Annotated in this window: 22 protein-coding genes and 1 other annotated feature; of the genes, 14 read left to right on the top strand and 8 right to left on the bottom strand. The window is 49.0% G+C overall.

Annotation, left to right across the window (positions count from 1 at the left end; all coding sequences use genetic code 11):
* Positions 1-205 precede the first annotated feature (205 nt).
* The 13 genes from htpX (at position 206) to ihfA (ending at position 13,013) form a co-directional block, all read left to right on the top strand.
* The gene (gene htpX, locus OI69_RS00620; RefSeq protein ID WP_039344659.1) at positions 206-1,087 is read left to right on the top strand and encodes a protease HtpX; all 882 of its coding nucleotides are present in this window, start codon (positions 206-208) and stop codon (positions 1,085-1,087) included.
* A gap of 343 nt (positions 1,088-1,430) precedes the next feature.
* Complete coding sequence (gene ogl / locus OI69_RS00625) at positions 1,431-2,597, top strand: oligogalacturonate lyase (RefSeq protein ID WP_039344663.1); 1,167 nt, start codon at positions 1,431-1,433, stop codon at positions 2,595-2,597.
* A gap of 212 nt (positions 2,598-2,809) precedes the next feature.
* On the top strand, positions 2,810-3,601 hold the full coding sequence (kdgR, locus tag OI69_RS00630; RefSeq protein WP_039344666.1) for a DNA-binding transcriptional regulator KdgR: 792 nt from the start codon (positions 2,810-2,812) through the stop codon (positions 3,599-3,601).
* A gap of 183 nt (positions 3,602-3,784) precedes the next feature.
* Positions 3,785-4,051, top strand: a complete 267-nt coding sequence (locus OI69_RS00635; RefSeq protein ID WP_039344669.1) for a YebO family protein — start codon at positions 3,785-3,787, stop codon at positions 4,049-4,051.
* Between the two features lie 124 nt (positions 4,052-4,175).
* Positions 4,176-5,576 (top strand): amino acid permease, encoded by a 1,401-nt coding sequence (locus OI69_RS00640; protein WP_039344672.1) that lies wholly within the window; start codon positions 4,176-4,178, stop codon positions 5,574-5,576.
* A 257-nt stretch (positions 5,577-5,833) separates the two neighbouring features.
* The gene (gene thrS, locus OI69_RS00645) at positions 5,834-7,762 is read left to right on the top strand and encodes a threonine--tRNA ligase (RefSeq protein ID WP_039344675.1); all 1,929 of its coding nucleotides are present in this window, start codon (positions 5,834-5,836) and stop codon (positions 7,760-7,762) included.
* 3 nt (positions 7,763-7,765) lie between these two features.
* Positions 7,766-8,308: a translation initiation factor IF-3 gene (gene infC / locus OI69_RS18940; protein WP_072034236.1), complete on the top strand. Its 543-nt coding sequence runs from the start codon at positions 7,766-7,768 to the stop codon at positions 8,306-8,308.
* Between the two features lie 110 nt (positions 8,309-8,418).
* Positions 8,419-8,616, top strand: coding sequence for a 50S ribosomal protein L35 (rpmI, locus tag OI69_RS00655; RefSeq protein WP_004263702.1), 198 nt, complete (start codon positions 8,419-8,421; stop codon positions 8,614-8,616).
* A gap of 43 nt (positions 8,617-8,659) precedes the next feature.
* Positions 8,660-9,016: a 50S ribosomal protein L20 gene (gene rplT, locus OI69_RS00660; RefSeq protein ID WP_005968887.1), complete on the top strand. Its 357-nt coding sequence runs from the start codon at positions 8,660-8,662 to the stop codon at positions 9,014-9,016.
* 97 nt (positions 9,017-9,113) lie between these two features.
* Positions 9,114-9,237: a sequence feature (Phe leader region), on the top strand.
* Positions 9,119-9,163, top strand: coding sequence for a pheST operon leader peptide PheM (gene pheM / locus OI69_RS19730; RefSeq protein WP_106120997.1), 45 nt, complete (start codon positions 9,119-9,121; stop codon positions 9,161-9,163). Its footprint overlaps the feature before it by 45 nt.
* An 89-nt stretch (positions 9,238-9,326) precedes the next feature.
* A complete protein-coding gene (gene pheS / locus OI69_RS00665; protein WP_039344708.1) occupies positions 9,327-10,310 on the top strand; it encodes a phenylalanine--tRNA ligase subunit alpha in 984 nt (327 codons plus the stop codon).
* 14 nt (positions 10,311-10,324) lie between these two features.
* On the top strand, positions 10,325-12,712 hold the full coding sequence (gene pheT / locus OI69_RS00670) for a phenylalanine--tRNA ligase subunit beta (protein WP_039344710.1): 2,388 nt from the start codon (positions 10,325-10,327) through the stop codon (positions 12,710-12,712).
* A gap of 4 nt (positions 12,713-12,716) precedes the next feature.
* Positions 12,717-13,013, top strand: a complete 297-nt coding sequence (gene ihfA, locus OI69_RS00675) for an integration host factor subunit alpha (protein ID WP_009112984.1) — start codon at positions 12,717-12,719, stop codon at positions 13,011-13,013.
* A 53-nt stretch (positions 13,014-13,066) separates the two neighbouring features.
* On the opposite strand, the gene OI69_RS00680 is transcribed toward ihfA, so the two are convergent.
* The 4 genes from OI69_RS00680 to nadE all read right to left on the bottom strand — a co-directional run bounded on the left by OI69_RS00680 (position 13,067) and on the right by nadE (position 17,328).
* Positions 13,067-13,501 carry a nitrous oxide-stimulated promoter family protein gene (locus tag OI69_RS00680; RefSeq protein ID WP_072034238.1) on the bottom strand — a complete coding sequence of 145 codons (435 nt, stop codon included), beginning with the start codon at positions 13,499-13,501 and terminating at the stop codon, positions 13,067-13,069.
* A gap of 136 nt (positions 13,502-13,637) precedes the next feature.
* Entirely contained in the window at positions 13,638-15,356 is a 1,719-nt protein-coding gene (locus OI69_RS00685) for an ABC transporter ATP-binding protein (RefSeq protein WP_039344712.1), read from the bottom strand.
* 133 nt (positions 15,357-15,489) lie between these two features.
* A complete protein-coding gene (gene yddG / locus OI69_RS00690; protein ID WP_039344714.1) occupies positions 15,490-16,377 on the bottom strand; it encodes an aromatic amino acid DMT transporter YddG in 888 nt (295 codons plus the stop codon).
* Positions 16,378-16,503: 126 nt separating this feature from the next.
* A complete protein-coding gene (nadE, locus tag OI69_RS00695) occupies positions 16,504-17,328 on the bottom strand; it encodes an ammonia-dependent NAD(+) synthetase (RefSeq protein WP_039344715.1) in 825 nt (274 codons plus the stop codon).
* Between the two features lie 224 nt (positions 17,329-17,552).
* Here nadE and osmE point away from each other — a divergent pair, with 224 nt between their 5' ends.
* Complete coding sequence (gene osmE, locus OI69_RS00700) at positions 17,553-17,885, top strand: osmotically-inducible lipoprotein OsmE (protein WP_039344716.1); 333 nt, start codon at positions 17,553-17,555, stop codon at positions 17,883-17,885.
* A 94-nt stretch (positions 17,886-17,979) separates the two neighbouring features.
* Here osmE and OI69_RS00705 read toward each other — a convergent pair whose 3' ends face one another.
* The 4 genes from OI69_RS00705 to OI69_RS00720 form a co-directional block, all read right to left on the bottom strand.
* Positions 17,980-19,374 (bottom strand): L-cystine transporter, encoded by a 1,395-nt coding sequence (locus OI69_RS00705; RefSeq protein ID WP_039344717.1) that lies wholly within the window; start codon positions 19,372-19,374, stop codon positions 17,980-17,982.
* A 193-nt stretch (positions 19,375-19,567) separates the two neighbouring features.
* Entirely contained in the window at positions 19,568-20,143 is a 576-nt protein-coding gene (locus tag OI69_RS00710; RefSeq protein ID WP_039344718.1) for a metal-dependent hydrolase, read from the bottom strand.
* A 92-nt stretch (positions 20,144-20,235) separates the two neighbouring features.
* Entirely contained in the window at positions 20,236-21,198 is a 963-nt protein-coding gene (paeX, locus tag OI69_RS00715; RefSeq protein WP_039344720.1) for a pectin acetylesterase PaeX, read from the bottom strand.
* Between the two features lie 330 nt (positions 21,199-21,528).
* Positions 21,529-22,242, bottom strand: a complete 714-nt coding sequence (locus OI69_RS00720) for an oligogalacturonate-specific porin KdgM family protein (RefSeq protein WP_039344722.1) — start codon at positions 22,240-22,242, stop codon at positions 21,529-21,531.
* Between the last annotated feature and the right edge of the window lie 146 nt (positions 22,243-22,388).

The following is a 22,388-nucleotide window of genomic DNA, read 5'->3' on the forward strand; positions in this document are numbered from 1 at the left end:
GATGATGTTCTGCCCGCCACTGAATCTATTTTCGATCAACACCACTGCACTGATACGGCAAGCTGGATGCCGCTTTCCTTTTAGAAAGTGTAAAGTTATGTGGATTTGGTAACTGAAAAGTTAAGAATGCTTGAAAATACCACCACAACCCATACGATATAAATGTGGCAAACTTGATCTTTCTACGAGAGGAAATCTGACCTTTATGATGCGTATTGCGCTTTTCCTGATCACCAACCTGGCGGTGATGTTGGTTTTCGGGCTGGTACTCAGCCTGACGGGAATTCAGTCCAGCAGTGTCCAGGGCCTCATGATTATGGCTGGGCTGTTTGGCTTTGGCGGTGCGTTTGTTTCACTGCTGTTGTCTAAATGGATGGCGTTACGGTCCGTTGGCGGTGAGGTCATTGAACAACCACGCAACGACACAGAACGTTGGCTGGTGGAAACCGTTCGTTCACAGTCACAACAGGCTGGCGTCGCCATGCCACAGGTGGCAGTTTACCATGCTCCAGACATCAATGCGTTTGCAACGGGCGCCCGTCGTGACGCGTCGTTGGTAGCCGTGAGTACCGGTTTACTGCAAAATATGAGCCGTGACGAGGCGGAAGCGGTTATCGCACATGAAATTAGCCACATTGCCAATGGCGACATGGTGACGATGACGCTGATTCAGGGCGTCGTGAACACTTTCGTTATCTTTGCTTCTCGTTTGATCGCTCAGGTTGCTTCCGGCTTTCTGTCCGGCAACCGCGATGAAGGCGGAAGTGGCAGCGGTAATATGGCGGTTTACTTTGTTGTCGCGACAGTGCTGGAACTGGTGTTTGGTATTCTTGCCAGCATCATCACCATGTGGTTCTCACGCTACCGAGAGTTCCATGCGGATGCCGGCTCCGCTAAGCTGGTGGGGCGTGAGAAAATGATCGCTGCGTTGCAACGCTTGAAGACCAGCTATGAGCCGCAAGAAGAGGGTAGCATGATGGCTTTCTGCATTAATGGGAAATCGAAATCCTTCAGCGAATTGTTTATGTCACACCCGCCGTTGGATAAGCGAATTGAAGCGCTGCGCTCTGGCGAATATCTGAAGTAATCACAATCGTTTCCTTCCAAAGGCCCATTCGGGCCTTTGTTATTTCAGGGGTTGTTGATTCATCTGTTTCTACTGATTTTCCATCTGAATGTTGTTATTCGATCTGAAACAGATGGTGAAAACATGAAGAATGTTTTATAAAATAAAACCACGATCACGGAAAAATGAAACATTGTTTCTATAATGCCGATATAACAGGCGTCTCGCGTGAGATTGGTGGCCTGATTTTTGAACAACCGGTGTCGGAGTGAACGATTTACCGGACGATCTCGAAAGGTCAGGTTATCGAAGAGTATGCGCGTGTGGCGTCAAATTCTTCATGATAAGTTCTAAGGATTTACGGATGGCCAAAGGTAACAAGATCCCCCTAACGTTCCATACCTACCAGGATTCAGCAACCGGCACCGAAGTTGTGCGTTTAACCCCGCCCGATGTTATCTGCCACCGCAACTATTTCTACCAGAAGTGCTTCTTCAATGACGGTAGTAAACTGTTATTTGGCGCGGCGTTTGACGGCCCGTGGAATTACTACCTGCTGGATTTAAAAGCGCAGAGCGCCACGCAGTTGACGGAAGGCAAGGGCGACAACACGTTCGGTGGTTTCCTGTCCCCGAATGATGATGCGCTGTATTACGTCAAAAATACCCGCAATCTGATGCGTGTCGATCTGGCTACGCTGGAAGAGAAAACGATTTATCAGGTGCCTGACGATTGGGTCGGCTATGGTACTTGGGTTGCCAACTCTGATTGCACCAAAATGGTCGGTATTGAGATCAAAAAGGAAGATTGGAAGCCACTGACCGATTGGAAAAAATTTCAGGAATTCTACTTCACTAATCCATGCTGTCGTCTGATTCGCGTCGATTTGGTCACGGGCAAAGCCGAGACTATTCTTCAGGAAAATCAGTGGCTGGGTCACCCAATTTATCGTCCTGGTGATGACAACACGGTGGCGTTCTGTCACGAAGGCCCGCACGACCTGGTTGATGCCCGTATGTGGTTCATCAATGAAGATGGCACCAACATGCGTAAAGTGAAAGAGCATGCTGAAGGCGAAAGCTGTACCCACGAATTCTGGGTACCGGATGGTTCCGCGATGATTTACGTCTCTTACCTTAAAGATGACAGCAACCGCTACATCCGCAGCATCGATCCCGTCACGCTGGAAGATCGTCAGTTGCGCGTCATGCCGCCGTGTTCTCACCTGATGAGTAACTATGACGGCACGCTGCTGGTTGGTGATGGTTCCGATGCGCCGGTCGACGTTCAGGACGATGGTGGCTACAAAATTGAGAACGATCCGTTCCTGTATGTTTTCAACCTGAAAACTGGCAAAGAACATCGCATTGCACAGCACAATACGTCCTGGGACGTACTGGAAGGGGATCGTCAGGTCACTCACCCGCATCCGTCTTTCACCCCGGATAATAAACAAGTCCTGTTTACTTCCGACGTAGATGGAAAACCAGCACTGTATCTGGCGAAGGTTCCTGATTCAGTCTGGAACTAATAATACTAATAAATCCGCGTCATATTTTATGGCGCGGATTATTTTAAATATTTTCTTACATATTATTTATTACGTCTCTGACGCGGTTGTTTCTCAAAGTTAACTTGATTATCGTTGTTGCTCCATTGCCATAATCAAAGCGTTCCCTTTATACTAAAACCATTGTTCTATTTTTTTTAAAACAAAAAAACCTGAGTAGGGTAACCACAAAAATGGCTATTGCAGATTTAGATAAACAACCCGATTCCGTGTCGTCCGTTTTAAAGGTCTTTGGTATTTTGCAGGCATTAGGTGAAGAGAGAGAAATTGGTATTACCGAACTTTCTCAGCGAGTCATGATGTCTAAGAGTACTGTTTACCGCTTCTTGCAGACGATGAAATCCCTGGGCTATGTGGCGCAGGAAGGCGAATCAGAGAAATATTCGTTGACGCTCAAGTTGTTTGAACTTGGCGCCAAAGCATTGCAGAACGTAGATTTAATCCGTAGTGCAGATATACAGATGCGTGAATTGTCTGCACTAACGCGGGAAACGATTCACCTTGGCGCACTGGATGAAGACGGCATCGTTTATATCCACAAGATTGACTCAATGTATAACCTGCGTATGTATTCGCGTATTGGTCGCCGCAACCCGTTACACAGTACCGCGATCGGTAAAGTGCTGCTGGCATGGCGCGATCGCAGCGAAGTGGAAGAGGTTCTGTCGACGGTCGAATTTACGCGCAGTACACCACACACACTGTGCACGGCTGAAGATCTCCTTAACCAATTGGATGTCGTGCGCGAGCAAGGTTACGGAGAAGATAACGAAGAGCAGGAAGAAGGGTTGCGCTGTATCGCTGTGCCAGTGTTTGATCGTTTTGGCGTAGTCATTGCCGGCCTCAGTATTTCGTTCCCAACGATTCGTTTTTCAGAAGAAAACAAACACGAATATGTGGCGATGCTGCATACTGCGGCCAGAAATATCTCTGAACAAATGGGTTACCACGATTATCCTTTCTGATATTTCCTATCAATTCCTGAGCCTGTCTTTACCGACAGGCTTTTTTATTTTTGTGTCAATACGATAGCGATATTCATCAACACGATGTGGATAACGGATGTGGTCGGGTATCGAACTTGACGGTGCCACGGTGTTAAGATGGTCCAGAGGTATCGATCATAAGTCGTGATAAGTGGAGTCGTTGTGAACATATTAGAAGTGGTTTTTGTCTTGCTGGTTGTGCTGCTGGCTGCGTTGATCTGGTTTTTTGTCAATCGGGCAAGCGTCAGAGCGAATGAGCAAATAAAATTGCTGCAAGAGCTCGTAGAGCAGCAACGTCAGCAGGTCGCGTTATTGAAAAAATTGCAGCCCCAGAAGCATATAGAGAAAAATGAACCTGAAGCAATGGCCGCGGAGCTTGATAATGACGAGGTGGAACTCACGTTTAAAAGCGTCATCCCTGAACGTTAATCGCCCGTCACTGTGTCGCGCTTAAACCCCTATTCTTTGCCTGCTCGCGTCATCTTTCATACTGATGATGCGAGCAAGTCTTGATATAAAATGAAGAAGGCTTTACGGGAAGCATAAAAATAATATGACAAATGCTCAAAACAACATGGCAAATGATCAACATGAGCTGGTTTTAAAACGCGGGTTAAAAAACCGACATATTCAGTTGATAGCGCTAGGTGGCGCTATTGGTACGGGATTGTTTTTAGGGATATCGCAGACTATCCAAATGGCGGGGCCATCCGTTTTACTGGGTTATGCTATCGCTGGAATGATTGCGTTTCTGATTATGCGACAGTTGGGTGAAATGGTGGTGGAAGAACCGGTAGCCGGTTCGTTTAGCCATTTCGCCTATAAATACTGGGGCGATTTTGCGGGTTTTCTGGCCGGCTGGAACTACTGGGCGATGTTTGTTCTGGTTGGGATGGCGGAACTGACGGCGGTAGGGATTTATATTCAATTCTGGTGGCCTGAAACGCCAACCTGGCTGTCTGCTGCGATATTCTTCGTGCTCATCAACCTGATCAATCTGATTAATGTGCGGATGTTTGGAGAAACAGAATTCTGGTTCGCCCTTATCAAAGTGCTTGCCATCGTCGGAATGATTGTTTTTGGCAGTTATCTGTTGCTGAGTGGCAATGGCGGTGAAACCGCAACGGTGCGTAACTTGTGGATCCATGGTGGGTTCATGCCGCATGGCGTGAGCGGATTAATCATGGCGATGGCTGTGATCATGTTTTCATTCGGTGGTCTGGAATTAGTGGGTATCACGGCCGCAGAGGCTGCCGATCCGAAACGCTCCATTCCTCAGGCGACCAATCAGGTGGTATACCGCATCCTGATTTTCTATATCGGCGCGCTGTCTATTTTGTTATCGCTTTATCCGTGGGGGAATGTTGTTGACGGTGGTAGTCCGTTTGTACTTATTTTCCATGCGCTAAATAGCAACATTGTGGCCAACGCCCTTAACATTGTGGTACTGACAGCGGCGCTCTCCGTGTATAACAGCGGCGTATATTGCAATAGCCGGATGCTGTACGGTTTGGCAAAACAGGGAAATGCACCGAAATCTCTTGCCAAGGTCAACGCACGCGGTGTGCCGGTTCATTCTATCGCGCTGTCGGCATTGGCGACATCGCTCGGTGTGGCGATTAACTACCTGATGCCGGGCAAAGCCTTTGAACTGCTGATGGCGCTGGTGGTATCGACGTTGGTGATTAACTGGATCATGATCTGCTTTGCACACCTGCGTTTCCGTCAGGCAATGATAGAGAAGGGAATTGTACCTGCGTTCAAAGCCTTCTGGTATCCGTGGGGCAACTACCTGTGTCTGGCCTTCCTGGCAGGAATCTTGGTCATTATGCTACTGTCGCCGGGGATCCGCATTTCAGTAATATTAATACCGTTTTGGGTTGCGGTGATTTGGTTCGGTTTCCGACTTTCCCGCAAAAATAACGCGGCGTTGAAATCGGTACAAACGCCGTAAACGCTTTTGTAGCCTGTTCAGCATATAGCAAAGATGAACAGGCTACCCATCTGGCTTTAACACACAAGTTATAAGGTGTATTATTGCCCTGACGTTACCCATGTCACGCTAGTGCGCACCGTTGTGTTCGCATCATGTGTATATATTTCACAGAGTACAGAGAAATAGCATGGCTAACACTTTTGATTTTCAATTGATAGACGAATTTTTGCATGTGAGCTTTCGTGTGGTTCACCACTGTAAATAAGGGAATTATAATGCCAGTTATCACCCTTCCTGATGGAAGTCAGCGTCATTACGACCACGCCGTTTCTCCCCTGGATGTTGCACTTGATATCGGTCCCGGTCTGGCAAAAGCCTGCATCGCCGGACGCGTCAATGGCGAGCTGGTTGATGCCAGCGATAAGATCGATACCGATGCGCAACTCGCCATTATCACCGCGAAAGATGATGCGGGTCTGGAAATTATTCGCCATTCCTGTGCGCACCTTTTGGGTCATGCGATCAAGCAATTATGGCCAGATACCAAAATGGCGATTGGTCCGGTTATCGATAACGGTTTTTACTATGATGTTGATATTGACCGAACGCTGACTCAGGAAGACATTGAACTGCTCGAAAAGCGTATGCACGAGCTTGCTGATACTGACTATGACGTCATTAAGAAAAAAGTCAGTTGGCAGGAAGCACGCGATGCCTTCGCTGCACGCGGTGAGACTTATAAAATAGCGATTCTGGATGAGAACATCAGTCGCGATGACCGTCCTGGTCTGTATCATCATGAAGAATACATCGATATGTGTCGGGGTCCACACGTACCGAATATGCGTTTCTGCCACCATTTCAAATTGCAGAAAACGTCCGGTGCTTACTGGCGTGGTGACAGCAAAAACAAAATGCTGCAACGTATCTATGGCACGGCATGGGCAGATAAAAAACAACTGGCTTCCTACCTGCAACGTCTCGAAGAGGCGGCTAAGCGTGACCACCGCAAGATCGGCAAACAGCTTGACCTGTATCACATGCAGGAAGAAGCGCCGGGAATGGTATTCTGGCACAACGATGGCTGGACAATCTTCCGCGAACTGGAAGCATTTGTACGTATGAAGCTGAAGTCGTACCAGTATCAGGAAGTAAAAGGTCCATTCATGATGGATCGCGTGATGTGGGAAAAAACCGGTCACTGGGAAAACTACAAAGAAGCGATGTTCACGACGTCATCGGAGAATCGTGAATATTGCATCAAACCGATGAACTGTCCGGGCCATGTACAAATCTTCAATCAAGGATTGAAATCATACCGCGATCTGCCGCTGCGTATGGCCGAATTCGGTAGCTGTCACCGTAATGAACCGTCAGGCTCTCTGCATGGTTTAATGCGCGTTCGCGGTTTTACTCAGGACGATGCGCACATCTTCTGTACGGAAGAGCAGGTTCGCGATGAAGTGAACAGTTGCATCAAGATGGTGTACGACATGTACAGCACCTTCGGTTTTGAAAAAATTGTGGTGAAACTGTCTACGCGTCCTGAAAAACGCATTGGTAGCGATGACATGTGGGATCGTGCCGAAGCCGATTTGGCAGCCGCATTGATTGAAAATAACATCGCATTCGACTATCAGCCGGGTGAAGGGGCGTTCTACGGCCCTAAAATTGAATTTACTCTGCATGATTGTTTGGATCGTGCGTGGCAGTGTGGTACGGTGCAACTCGACTTTTCATTGCCGGGTCGCCTGAACGCGTCTTACGTTGGCGAAAGCAACGAGCGCCAGGTGCCAGTTATGATTCACCGGGCTATTTTGGGATCAATGGAGCGTTTCATCGGTATTTTGACCGAAGAATTCGCCGGTTTCTTCCCAACCTGGTTAGCCCCGGTTCAAGCGGTGATTATTAATATCACCGATAGTCAGTCTGATTATGTCAATGAATTGACCCGAAAATTGCAAGAAGCGGGCATTCGTGTAAAAGCAGACTTGAGAAATGAGAAGATAGGCTTTAAAATCCGCGAACACACTTTACGGCGGGTTCCCTATATGCTGGTTTGTGGCGACAAAGAGGTTGAGGCAGGAAAAGTTGCTGTTCGCACTCGTCGTGGTAAAGACCTGGGGAGCCTGGATGTCAGTGAAGTTATCAGTAAGCTGCAACAAGAGATTCGCAGCCGTAGTCTTCATCAATTGGAGGAATAAGGTATTAAAGGCGGAAAACGAGTTCAACCGGCGCGTCCTAATCGCATCAACAGAGAAATTCGCGCACATGAGGTACGCCTGACAGGCGTCGAAGGCGAACAGCTTGGCATTGTCAGTCTGAATGAAGCATTAGAAAAAGCCGAGGAAGCAGGTGTTGATTTAGTTGAAATCAGTCCGAACGCCGAGCCGCCGGTTTGCCGAATCATGGATTACGGCAAGTTCCTCTATGAGAAGAGTAAGGCTACAAAGGAACAGAAGAAAAAACAAAAAGTTATTCAGGTTAAGGAAATTAAATTCCGGCCTGGTACTGATGATGGCGACTATCAGGTCAAACTACGCAACCTGGTTCGCTTTCTGGAAGATGGTGACAAAGCCAAAATCACACTGCGTTTCCGCGGTCGTGAAATGGCGCACCAGCAGATTGGTATCGAAGTGCTTAACCGCGTTCGTGACGATCTGAGTGAATTGGCTGTCGTCGAATCCTTCCCAACGAAGATCGAAGGCCGTCAAATGATCATGGTGCTAGCACCGAAGAAGAAACAGTAAGGCATTCAAGTAGCGGGACCGCACGACCTTTTTGCGTCAAGCAATCAACCTGTGCGGTTTTGTTCGCCTTATCTGATTCGTTTTATTAACAATGCGAAGTGGAAATAATAATGCCAAAGATTAAAACAGTACGCGGCGCCGCTAAACGCTTCAAAAAAACCGCCGGTGGTGGTTTCAAGCGTAAGCATGCTAACCTGCGTCATATTCTGACCAAAAAGTCAACTAAGCGTAAACGTCATCTGCGTCCAAAAGGTATGGTCTCCAAAGGAGATCTGGGCCTGGTTGTCGCATGTCTGCCGTACGCATAAGTAACCTTTTTTTAATTCAGAATAAGACTTTAGGAGAGAGCATATGGCTCGCGTAAAACGTGGTGTAGTTGCCCGTGCACGTCACAAGAAAATATTGAAACAAGCGAAAGGTTACTACGGTGCCCGTTCGCGCGTTTATCGTGTTGCCTTCCAGGCAGTAATCAAAGCTGGTCAGTACGCTTACCGCGACCGTCGTCAACGTAAACGTCAATTCCGCCAGTTATGGATTGCACGTATCAATGCAGCAGCCCGTCAAAATGGCTTGTCTTACAGCAAATTCATCAACGGCTTGAAAAAAGCTTCTGTTGAAATTGACCGTAAGATTCTGGCCGATATCGCCGTATTCGACAAATTAGCGTTCAGCGCGCTGGTCGAAAAAGCGAAAGCGGCACTGGCGTAAGTCAGTTGAGAGGGGGAGCTTTGGCTCCCTCTTTTCGTCAGCACGACAATTTTTTATTGTTGACACGATTTTTCATAATTTTCAGCACAAGGTAACGCAAGTATGAACGCTGCTATTTTCCGTTTCTTTTTTTACTTTAGCGCCTGAACTCAGGGGGCTTTGCGCATAAGAAAAGAAACGAAAAGTAGCGCTTAAGCCTCCCTCTGGGAGGCTTTTTTGTTTATAATTATCGGTTTTTACTATCGTTTTTAGTAAAACGACATTCTTCACTCATGACCGTTGGCCGCATAGGCAGAAAAAGAGGAACACAATGCCACATCTCGCAGAGCTGGTTGCTAAAGCCAGAACAGCTATAGAAGAGGCCCAGGATGTTGCCGCACTGGAAAATGTGCGTGTCGAATATCTGGGTAAAAAAGGTCACTTAACCCTTCAGATGACCTCGCTGCGCGAGTTGCCGGCTGAAGAACGCCCTGCTGCTGGTGCCGTTATTAACCAGGCTAAGCAAGACGTTCAGGATGCGCTGAATGCCCGTAAGCAAACGCTGGAATCCGCTGAGTTGAATGCGCGTCTGGCGCAGGAAACCATTGATGTTTCCCTGCCGGGCCGTACCATTGAAAATGGCGGGCTGCATCCGGTGACGCGTACCATCGATCGCATCGAAACCTTTTTCGGCGAGCTGGGCTTTTCGGTGGTAACCGGGCCAGAAATCGAAGACGACTATCACAACTTTGATGCACTAAATATCCCAGGCCATCACCCCGCACGCGCTGACCACGACACGTTCTGGTTTGATGCGACACGCCTGCTGCGTACGCAGACATCGGGTGTGCAGATTCGCACCATGGAAAAGCAGCAACCGCCTATTCGCATCATCGCACCGGGTCGCGTTTATCGTAACGATTACGATCAGACCCATACGCCGATGTTCCATCAGATGGAAGGGTTGATCGTCGATAAAGACATCAGCTTTACCAACCTGAAAGGCACGCTGCATGATTTCCTGCGTAATTTCTTTGAGGAAGATTTGCAGGTTCGCTTCCGCCCGTCTTATTTCCCGTTTACCGAACCGTCTGCGGAAGTGGATGTGATGGGTAAAAACGGCAAATGGCTGGAAGTCTTGGGTTGCGGCATGGTGCACCCGAATGTCCTGCGTAATGTCGGTATCGATCCTGAAGTGTATTCCGGTTTCGCGTTCGGTATGGGCATGGAGCGTCTGACGATGTTGCGCTATGGCGTGACCGATCTGCGTGCATTCTTCGAAAACGATCTGCGTTTCCTCAAACAGTTTAAGTAAGGCGGGTATACATCATGAAATTCAGTGAACTCTGGTTACGCGAGTGGGTAAACCCGGCGGTTGATAGCGAAACGCTATCCGAACAAATCACGATGGCTGGGCTGGAAGTCGATGGCATTGAGCCGGTTGCCGGCGCATTCCACGGTGTGGTTGTGGGTGAAGTCGTCGAATGTGCGCAACATCCGAACGCAGACAAGCTGCGTGTGACGAAAGTGAACGTGGGCGGTGAACGCCTGCTGGACATCGTTTGCGGTGCGCCGAACTGTCGTCAGGGGCTGAAAGTCGCTGTAGCGACGGTAGGCGCGGTGTTACCGGGTGATTTCAAAATCAAAGCCGCCAAACTGCGTGGCGAGCCGTCTGAAGGCATGCTGTGCTCATTTTCCGAATTGGGCATTTCCGACGATCATGATGGCATTATTGAACTGCCAGCCGATGCACCGATTGGCACAGATATTCGTGCGTATCTGAAGTTGGATGACAATGCGATTGAAATTAGCGTCACGCCGAACCGTGCGGATTGCTTAGGTATCATCGGTGTGGCACGGGATGTGGCCGTGTTGAATCAACTGGCGCTGAATGAACCTGCTATTGAGCCGGTCGCCGCGACAATTCAGGATACTTTCCCGATTCAGGTCGAGGCCCCACAGGCGTGCCCGCGCTATTTAGGCCGTGTGGTGAAAGGTGTCAACGTTAAGGCCGCCACGCCGTTGTGGCTGCGTGAAAAACTGCGTCGTTGCGGTATTCGCTCTATCGATCCCGTGGTTGATGTTACCAACTACGTTCTGCTGGAACTCGGACAGCCGATGCACGCGTTCGATCTCGATCGTCTGAATGGCGGCATTATTGTGCGTATGGCGAAAGAGGGCGAAACGCTGACGCTGCTGGACGGTAACGAATCGAAACTGAGCGCAGATACGTTGGTGATTGCCGATCAGCAGAATGCATTGTCGATGGGCGGCATTTTTGGCGGTGAGCATTCTGGCGTCAATGAAGAAACGCAAAATGTGCTGCTGGAATGCGCCTATTTTAATCCGCTGTCGATTACTGGGCGCGCACGTCGTCACGGTTTGCACACGGATGCTTCCCACCGCTACGAACGTGGTGTCGATCCGGCTTTGCAACATAAAGCCATTGAGCGTGCGACTCGCTTGTTGATCGATATCTGTGGTGGTGAAGCGGGTCCGGTCGTTGATGTCACCAGTGAAGCTGATTTACCAACGCGTGCAACGATTACGTTACGCCGTGAGAAGTTGGATCGTCTGATTGGTCATGTGATTGCTGATGAGCAGGTGAGCGATATTCTGCAACGTTTAGGCTGTAACGTGACGAAGAACGATGCAGGCTGGCAGGCAACAGCACCGAGCTGGCGCTTCGACATGGAAATTGAAGAGGATTTGGTTGAAGAAGTCGCGCGGATTTACGGCTACAACAACATTCCGAATATTCCGACTCAGGCGCCGTTGATCATGACCTCGCATCGCGAAGCGTCGCTGTCATTGAAGCGCGTAAAAACATTATTGGTCGATCACGGCTATCAGGAAGCAATTACTTACAGTTTTGTTGACCCGAAAATTCAGGGGCTTATCCATCCTGATGAAGCGTCGCTGAGCCTGCCGAGTCCGATTTCCGCAGAGATGTCAGTAATGCGTTTATCGCTGTGGAGCGGTTTGCTGAGTGCGGCCGTGTATAACCAAAACCGTCAACAAAGCCGCCTGCGCCTGTTTGAAAGTGGTCTGCGTTTTGTCCCAGACGCCAGTGCTGACCTGGGTATTCGTCAGGATCTGATGCTGGCGGGGGTGATTACCGGTTCGCGTTATGAAGAGCATTGGGATCTGGCGCGTCAGGCCGTTGACTTCTATGATTTAAAAGGCGATTTAGAAGCGGTTCTGGCACTGACGGGTAAGTTGTCAGAGATCGAATTCAAGGCCGAAAATAATCCGGCATTGCATCCGGGACAAAGTGCTGCTATTTATCTGGGCGGAGAACACATTGGATTTATTGGTGTTATTCATCCAGAACTGGAGCGTAAGTTAGATCTTAACGGGCGCACCGTAGTATTCGAACTGTTGTGGGATAAGGTCGCAGACCGCGTATTGCCTGAGGCGAGCGAGGTTTCCCGCTTCCCGGCGAACCGTCGTGATATTGCCGTGGTGGTCGCTGAAAATGTCCCAGCGGGCGACATTTTGGCCGAGTGTAAGAAAGTTGGCGCAAATCAGTTAGTTGGCGTAAACTTGTTTGATGTGTACCGAGGGAAGGGTGTAGCCGAAGGTTATAAGAGTCTGGCTATCAGTCTGATCCTGCAAGATACCACGCGTACACTGGCAGAAGAGGAAATTGCCGCTACCGTTGCAGAATGCGTAGCAGCATTAAAACAGCGATTCCAAGCATCCTTGAGGGATTGAACCTATGGCGCTTACTAAAGCTGAAATGTCAGAATACCTGTTTGAGAAGCTCGGGCTAAGCAAACGGGATGCCAAAGAGCTAGTCGAGCTGTTTTTTGAAGAAGTTCGTCGCGCTTTGGAAAATGGCGAGCAGGTCAAGTTATCAGGCTTTGGCAATTTTGATTTGCGAGACAAGAACCAACGTCCGGGACGTAACCCAAAAACTGGCGAAGATATTCCGATTACGGCGCGCCGCGTGGTCACGTTCCGTCCGGGGCAAAAGCTAAAAAGTAGGGTAGAGAACGCCTCTCCCAAAGAGTAATTGTGTCACCCAAAAAGGCCGCTTACGCGGCCTTTTCCTATTTGATTCGCCCTTCATTTTATTTGCTTCAACGTTGGTTCGGTATCTGTTGATGCAGTATGCTGCGCGGCTAAGCGAATGACCCGTCCATTTGGTGCTTTCGGTGGTGTCTCTTTTTTCGGATAATCAGGCACTGGCCGATGATCGTCGATCAAATGGCGAATCGCCAGAATCGGATGACGTAATAGCATTCGCGGCCCTGACCAGCGCATAATTGCTTTTATCGCTTCGCGTCTGGCGGGTTGATAGCAGTGGATAGGGCAATGCTTACACGCGGGTTTATCTTCACCGAACTGGCAGCGTTCCAGACGCTTGATGGCGTAATTGAATAAGTCTTTATACTGCGCGTTATCGTCGGTTTCAGGGTGGTGTTTTTCATACAATTCGATCATCAACCCAACGGTACGGATCTCCCGCTGTCGGTATTTTCCCAGGGGTTTTCTCGCCATGTGCGTTATGTCCTGATGAAATTATAATAGATGTATTTTAAATGCAATTTATTGCGAGGGAAACCTCTGAAGTCACATCTATGTGGGAAAGCCGAGAGAAAAAGGCGAGGAAAATCCTCGCCGGAGGAAGAGGTAATCAGGCCTGGCCGAACTGTGCCTGATGTAATCTGGCATAGATGCCGCTGTGTTCCAGCAATGTTTGATGGCTACCTTGTTCAATGATGCTGCCGTTATCCACCACCACAATACGTCCCGCGTTCTGTATGGTTGCCAGCCGGTGGGCGATGATCAACGTGGTACGTCCTGCGGAAAGCTCGCTGAGCGACTGTTGTATCGCCTGCTCCGTCGCGGTATCCAGTGCAGATGTTGCTTCGTCCAGAATCAGGATCGGCGGGTTTTTTAGGAAAATTCGCGCAATCGATAAACGCTGCTTTTGTCCACCAGACAATTTAACGCCGCGTTCGCCAACCACGGTAGCCAACCCGTCGGGTAAATTCTCGATCAGTTCATCTAATTGAGCACGTCGTGCGGCTTCCATAATGTCATCATCGCTGGCATCCAGCTTGCCGTAGGCGATATTTTCCCTAATGGTGCCGCCGAACAGGAAAACATCCTGCTGTACGATACCAATTTGGCTACGTAGCGACGCCTGTGTCATCTGGCGGATATCCATACCGTCAATGGTGATGGTTCCGCTGCTTAAATCGTAGAAACGGGGAAGCAGGGAGCAAAGGGTGGTTTTACCCGCACCGGATGGACCAACAAATGCCACCGTTTCCCCTGCGCGAATCGACAGGTCGATGTTGCGCAGGATTGGGCGATCGGCGGTATAGCCAAAGCTCGCCTGATTAAACCTGATATCGCCTGTCAGCGATCCCACATCGTGGGCATCGTGGGCATCGGCAATGTCGGGAACGGTATCAAGCAGTTGAGTAAAACGCTTGAATCCCGCGATCCCTTTGGGATAACTCTCCAGCACGGAGGTAATTTTTGCGACCGGGCGAAAGAAGACTTCAATCAGCAGTAGAAAGCCGATGAAACCGCCGTAGCTGAGTTCACCTTGAATGACATACCAAATACCCGCCAGCATGACAATAAGCTGTATCAGACGCGTGCTGAGGTAGCTGAGCGTCATACTGGCGGTCATGATGCGATAGGCCTGCAATTTGGTACGACGGTAGTTTTCGTTATCGTTAGAGAACAGTTTCTTCTCATGTTCTTCATTGGCAAACGCTTTAACGACCCGGATCCCACCCACACTCTCTTCAATACGGGCGTTGAAGTTACCCACCTGGCCAAAAAGCTGACGCCAGGTTTCCGTCATGCGTGCGCCGTAACGGCTGACGAGATACGTCATGAAAGGCACGATAATAATCGTTAGCAGCGCCAGATTCAGGTGAACCGTTGCCATCAGGATGAATGCACCGATAAACGTCATAATTGCGAGGAAGAGGTCTTCCGGGCCGTGATGGGCGATTTCTCCGACTTCTTCCAGATCTTTGGTGACGTGGGTGATGATATGCCCGGTCTTCATATTGTCGTAGTAACGGAACGGCAAATTTTGCAGATGCTCAAATGCCTGACGCCGCATGTCGGTTTCAATGCCTACGCCCAGCGCATGTCCCCAATAATTGACGATGGCCATCAGTGCGGTATTCAGCAAATACACCGCTAAGAGTGCCACCGATGCTAACAAGATCAGCGACCAGTCTTGAGCCGGTAGCAGTTTATCGATGAACGCTTTAATCGCCATCGGAAAGCCCAATTCAAGCAGCCCGGCGAGAATGGCACAGCCGAAATCGAGTACGAATAATCCTTTATAAGGGGAGTAGTACGAAAAGAAACGCCTTAACATGTGTGACTATTTTTTAGGTAACGGGATGTGAGGATGACTATAACAGGTTAGCGCGAAAAATGTGACCGTATGCAGACTAGGGTTATTGCCGTTGGTCGGGACGCCCAGAGGAACACCATCGCGGCGCAGCCGATCAGCGCTTGGGGGCGCGTGTCGCATACCAGCAAATTAGTGAACCTGCCGTGACCATTACGACACCCTGCCAGAATGAAATAGCAGGCGTGACATTGAGCCAGAGCGCAGCCAGCAAGGTGGATAGCACGGGGGTAAAATAAGAGGCGGTTGCCAACAACGTCAGATTGCCATGCTGAATACCGGCATTCCAGGCTGAATAGGCCAGTGCGGTTGAGGCACCCATAAAGATCAACTCCAGCGAACTCGGTAACGTTAACGACATTGCTTCTTCCGCACTGAAAGAATATTGAACCCATAGCACGAGCGAAACGATGAAAAAGAACAGTGATACGCCGCTTTTTCCCTGCCCGTAACGCTTAGTGATATTACAATATAGCGCCCAGGTTAAGGCGGCAGAAAATGCCAGACTGTAGGCGAGCGGGTTGGCAAGAATGTTGTGCCACAAGAGCGCTGGCGTCCAGTCGCTTTCTCCATTCATCATCCATACGATGCCGCCGAGTGCGAGCGAGAGGCCTGGCCAGAGTAAAAAACGGCTTTGCTGTTGGTTGATAAACAGAGAGAAGAGTATGGTCAAGCTCGGCCACAAATAGTTAATCATCCCTATTTCCATTGCCTGCATGCGGCTATCCGCTAACCCGATGGACAGCGACAGAAATATTTCATAGCAAACGAACAGTATTCCGCCCGCGAACAAATAGATTCTGGGCAGCGTATTAATGCGTGGGAGGCCATAAAACACCAGCAGACAGAGTGTGCTGGTGGAGTAAATCATCGCCGCGCCGCCGATGGGGCCGAGCGTTTCGGTCAGGCTGCGGATAAGCCCAACGGATGTACTCCATAGAATGATTGCCAACAAGCCTGTGAGCGTGGCGCGCTGTGGCGTCATGGTTTTCCCCGTCATACTTCAAGTTGTCTGTGCGTGGATGTATGGGAATCGATGAAGAGTATGCAGAAGGTGTGAATAGCAAACCGGACGCCGTTCTCTGCGTCCGGTGATATTCATAGCAAGGGTTTACTGCCAGAAGTCATCAAAAACGGTAATCGGCGGGCGACGCTTGTGCTCGGTTTTGCGATACCAGTTTTCGATAATGGCTGCATCTTGCGCATCGATCTGCTTGCCTTCCAGATAGTCGTCGATCTTCTCATAGGTGACGCCGAGCGCCACTTCATCGGGCAGGGACGGACGGTTCTCTTCCAGATCGGCGGTTGGGGCTTTGGTATAAAGGTGAGAAGGGCAGCCAAGTTCACGCAGCAACGCTTTTCCCTGACGCTTGTTCAGGCGGAAAATGGGGTTGATATCAGTGCCGCCGTCACCGTATTTAGTGAAAAAGCCGGTTACTGCTTCTGCCGCATGATCGGTGCCAACAACGAGGCCAGCATTCATGCCAGCAATGCTGTACTGTGCTTTCATCCGTTCTCTGGCTTTTTCGTTGCCTTTTACAAAGTCGGAAAGCACTACGCCAATGGCGCGTAAGGTGGCTTCACTGGCCTCGATAGCGGGTTTGATGTTTACGGTTAATACACGATCGGGTTGGATAAAGGCGAGAGCGTCCTGACAGTCAGCTTCATCCGCCTGCACGCCGTACGGCAGTCGAACGGCGATGAACTGATAACGAGAATTTCCCGTGTCGTTACGCAACTCCGTGATAGCCGTCTGACACAGTTTACCAGTCAACGTAGAATCCTGACCGCCGCTGACACCCAAAACCAACGAGGTAACGAACGGGTGAGCATTCAGATAATTCTTCAAAAAATCAACGCTAATACGGATTTCCTGTGCTGGATCGATGTTACTTTTCACTCCCAGCGCAGTGATAATGTCGTTTTGTAATGACATGCCATCCCCCTCCTGAACTTATTGATACTGCAAAAGAATTATTACGATTGCCTGAGTGTAAAACGAATCGGCGTGAAGAAAAAGAACAAGCTGTCAGGTAGTCATTTTCCCTATAGATACTCGTTTTTGACTATCGTCCAAGATGTTACATCTTCACAGTATGATTTGAAAAAGTGGTCGTCCCCGACTAGCCTTAGAATGACCCATAATCACGAGGTGATGAAATGAAGAATAACAGATTACTGGTATGCATTGCGGCGGCAGGTGCTGTCATGTTGGCGGGATGTTCGGCTTATAATAAGGCGGAAAGCTATGTTAATGAGCCGGTAGTGAAAGATGTGAAAGTGGGAATGACAAAGCAGCAGGTTCAGCAGGTTGCGGGGAGTGGTGGCACGGAGAAACGTCTGGTCAATGCGAAGGGAACCTGTAGCGATTATCTGCTGAAAAACCGCGATGGCACAGCACAGAACTACTTTGTCAGCTACAACGACACGGGGCATGTTCTCAATAAAGGTTTCCAGAGCTGCCAGGCTTACGACACCAATCCACAGCGCTAAGTAGTCTGGCTACACGAAATCTTTCTTATCCGAGATATAAAAAACGCCGACGGCATCAACCGTCGGCGTTTTCTTTTGGTGCTGTCAGTGCCGCTTAGCGCTGTGTCAACTCGGCGTCATCTTGCGCGTTGAAAACCGTTTTATTCGTCTGTTTCATTAACTGGCTGGTGACTGTCCCGGCGGTCATTGAGCCGCTAACGTTAAGCGCGGTACGCCCCATATCGATAAGCGGTTCAATGGAAATCAGCAGAGCGACGAGTGTCACTGGCAGTCCCATTGCGGGCAGAACAATTAACGCCGCAAAAGTTGCGCCGCCACCCACTCCCGCCACACCGGCAGAACTGATAGTAACGATACCCACCAGCGTCGCGATCCAAACGGGATCCAACGGATTGATTCCTACCGTTGGCGCCACCATCACGGCCAGCATGGCCGGATAAAGCCCTGCGCAGCCATTCTGACCGATTGTTGTACCGAAAGAAGCCGCAAAGCTGGCGATAGATTGCGGTACGCCAATGCGGCGCGTTTGCGCCTCAATACTGAGTGGGATCGTGGCGGCGCTGGAGCGGCTGGTAAAGGCGAAGGTCAGTACCGGCCAGACTTTGCGATAAAAACGTGCCGGATTAATGCCAGTAAAAGACAGAATCAGCGCATGAACGCCGAACATCATCGCCAGCCCCAGATAAGAAGCGATAACGAAGCTGCCCAGCTTGAGGATGTCTTGCAGGTTAGAACTGGCGACCATTTTGGTCATTAACGCCATGACGCCGTAAGGGGTCAATTTCATCACCAGACGAACGAGCTTCATCACCCAGGATTGCAGGGTGTCAATGGCGGTTAAAACACGTTCGCCTTTCACCGCGTCATCCTTCAGTAGCTGTAGCGCGGCAATACCAAGGAATGTGGCGAAGACGACAACGCTGATAATAGACGTTGGGTTAGCCCCCGTCAGTTCAGCAAACGGATTTTTAGGAATGAATGACAGGATAAGCTGGGGAACGTTAAGGTCAGCGACTTTACCTGCATAGTTGTTTTCAATCGCCGTTAATCGCGCCGTTTCCTGCGCGCCTTGCACCAGTCCGGTAGCCGTCAGGCCAAACAGGTTAGTCACAAAGACGCCGACCAGCGCAGAAATCAGCGTGGTGATCAGCAGGGTCGAAAGCGTCAAGAGGCTGATTTTCCCCAATGAAGAGGCATTGTGCAGTTTGGCAACGGAATTAAGGATGGAGATAAATACCAGCGGCATAACGATCATCTGTAACAGTTGCACATAACCATTACCTACGATGTTAAACCATGCGATGGACTGCTTAATCACTGGGTTATCATCACCATAAATGAGATGTAGCGTCAGGCCAAATAACACCCCGACAAGCAAACCCAGCAAGACTTTTTTTGCCAGACTCCAGGATGGATTACGGCTGGCGTAACCTAATCCGAGTAATAATGCGACAAATAACAAAATATTTATGAGTAGCGGAAAATTCATTCAGCCTTACTCCCTATGAGTGAATCGCTTGTGCCACCTTGTCCACGGATATGTAATAACGAACTACGTTGTTTGGGACAGTCTGATTTTTCGCGATAAAAAATAACAAAGACGCACAGGATAACAGTTCTTTGATCATTGTGTTACACCGATATGATGACATGACACCGAGGTCGGTGTAGCCAATAACATTCTATTTCACGTATTGGAAGAGGTAGGTCTGTGCTGAGTGCAAGAAGCGAAATGATTGTTCGTAGGTGCAGCAATCCAGATTTCTTTGCGGTTGATACAGAGAAAAACCGATACAGGTAAGGCACAGGAAACGTTCCAGTTGATTACCTTTTTGGCTGTTTAAGAGCGGTAAACGGAAACGCCAGCGACAGGGCCACAGTAAGGGGACGCCGGAAGGGGTCAGCATATCAGCGAGAATGTGGCTCAAATACCCGACGATCATCGCATGATAGACATCGGTTGGAATCGGCCAGTCTGGCGGCAGGCGCGTCTGAATAAAGAAAATACCGGCAGCGATGGCAAGGAGGCTATGCGTAAACCCCCGGTGACCAAAAAGACGCGCAATAGGCGCGGAAAGCCATTTCAGGCGCTGCCCGAGGACGGATTTGGGGTGATCGATATCAGGCAGCAACGCGGTAAGGAGCGCACCGGGAATAATGTGCCACCAGTCTCCGGTAGCCAGCGCGGGCGATAGCTCAACTTTTTTAGCCAGAATCGCGCAGGCAACAGAAAACAGTAGGTGTCCTTCCGCAGTCATGAAACTTCTCAAATTAAAACTGTTATTTTATACAGTATAAAAGATTATCTCTGCCTGCGGAAGCGGTGACAGCGTAACGATTTATTTCGGTTTTATGGTGCGGCTTTCGGTTGCTCGTTGTTGGCAGGTAACGCGCGTAGCCAGTTGTCCAGTAGTTGGGGCCAGGACGCAGCGGGAAGCCCTTTGGTGCCACGCAGACCGAAGCCGTGTTTCCCTTTTTCAAAGAGATGCATTTCGACCGGAACCTGTTTTGCTCGCAGCGCACTGAACATCACCAGACTGTTGTCAACCGACACTGACGGATCGTCAACCGCATGCACTAAAAACGTAGGGGGCGTCTGAGCCGTTACCTGTTTTTCTGGAGAATAACGCAGCACCTGCGCTTCCGTCGGTTGCTCGCCGATGAGCTGTTTGCGTGAACCAGCGTGAGCAATATCTGCCTGCATCGAAATAACGGGATACATCAGCACCATGAAATCAGGGCGAGCACTGATGCTATCAGTGGCATCCGTCGCAGGATAAACCGACTGCGCGTATCGGGTTCCAAGACTGGCGGCAACGTGACCACCCGCTGAGAATCCCATAATACCGATGCGCTGTGGATCAATGTGCCATTTCTCAGCGTTGGCTCTCAGCGTTCTGATTGCGCGCTGGGCATCGGCCAGCGGGGCGTCAGCGCCTTCCTTGTGGCCTTCTCCGGGCATACGGTAGGTCATCACGAAAAGGGTGTAGCCTTGTTGATTAAAGAAAGGCGCCAGATCGCTGCCTTCCTTATCCAACACGACACGCTGATAAGAACCGCCGGGCGTAATGAGTAACGCCATGCCATTGGGTTTCTCTGCCGGATAAACGGTGATTTCGGGGCTGCGAATACCGGTTGCCGCGCGATCGGGAAGGGAAGGGTCTTTGCTTCGCTCGACCACTTGTGGCTGTACCGTTGAAGAGGAGGCTCCCGGAGCTTCGCCGTGTGGCCAGATAGGAAAAACAGGTTGGGCGTAACTTAATCCATGTACAGACATCATAATGGCCCCAAGAAGCAGAGAACGAACAATCATGATAGATCACCTGACAAAAGGAAGAAGGGGAAATGGTTGAGCAATGATAAAAATAGGGTGGCCATCATATCGGAGAAAAATGGCCACCCTGAACCGCAAATTTTAATAAAGAAATAACATTCATACACGAAGAGGGTAAATCAGACACAGCCATTCCAATAGCTAAAACGCATATCGCTAAATCATGTGTAACAAAGAAACGTAACTAACCTGCTTAACTGACTACGGACATCATAATAAAGGGATGTTAATGAAAAAACTGAGCGAATCAATTAACAATAACATCCCTCTTACTAACTAATAACGCTTATTTAAATAATAAAGCTGTTATTAGAAACTGTATTGCACACCAACACGGTAACGAGTTTGACGGTTATCAGTAACACCAGATTCGGGAACGTTACCTACAGCCATATAAGGCTTCCAGTTTTTATCCCATCTGTAAGCCAGTTTCACATCATGAGAGAAATCATATGTCTCATTGTCGTATTGATAGGCACCAGCTTTATTGGCTTTTTTGTAGTCTAGTTCGTAATCAACCTGGAAGTCTTTCAGGAATTTATAGCTCACAACGGCGGTCAGGTTGTAACCATTCTCTTGTGTTGGTCCAGTTCCGCCAATTTTATCACTATTGCGTTTGTAATAAGGGCGATAGCGCAGAGAAGTAGACAGATCGTCAGTGATATTAATTTTACCGCGCAGATAAGGGCGGTAGTTGTTAGAGGTAGAGCTTGAATCTAAAGAGAAACCTGGTTCCAGGGAGAAAGTTTTATTGAAATTGTAAACATAGCTGGCGACGACTTCAGTACCATTACTCACCGTTTCATTAAAAGGTTTATTCGGTGTGCCAGATTTACTATGTTGCCCCCATTTGGCCTCAACAGATAAACCAAAACCATTAGCAAAACGATGAGACATTAATAAACGATCTTTATGGTCATTTTTTGCTGTATCTTTCATTTCATGACGGTAATCAATTGTCACAGCCATTGCATTTACACTAATTAATGACGTAACAGCCAGAGCTAATAATTTAAATTTCATTGTTATATTCCCTATTGGTTAGGACGATGCTTAATAATTTATTTAGAAAGGCGCATTTTGCTTTTTGGGACAAGTTCTATTCTATTTATTATTAAATTGCGTTCTGTGATCGAGATCGTCTTGGGTAACAAAAAGTAAAATAGGAT

The organism is Pectobacterium fontis (genome assembly GCF_000803215.1).
Lineage (GTDB): Bacteria > Pseudomonadota > Gammaproteobacteria > Enterobacterales > Enterobacteriaceae > Pectobacterium > Pectobacterium fontis.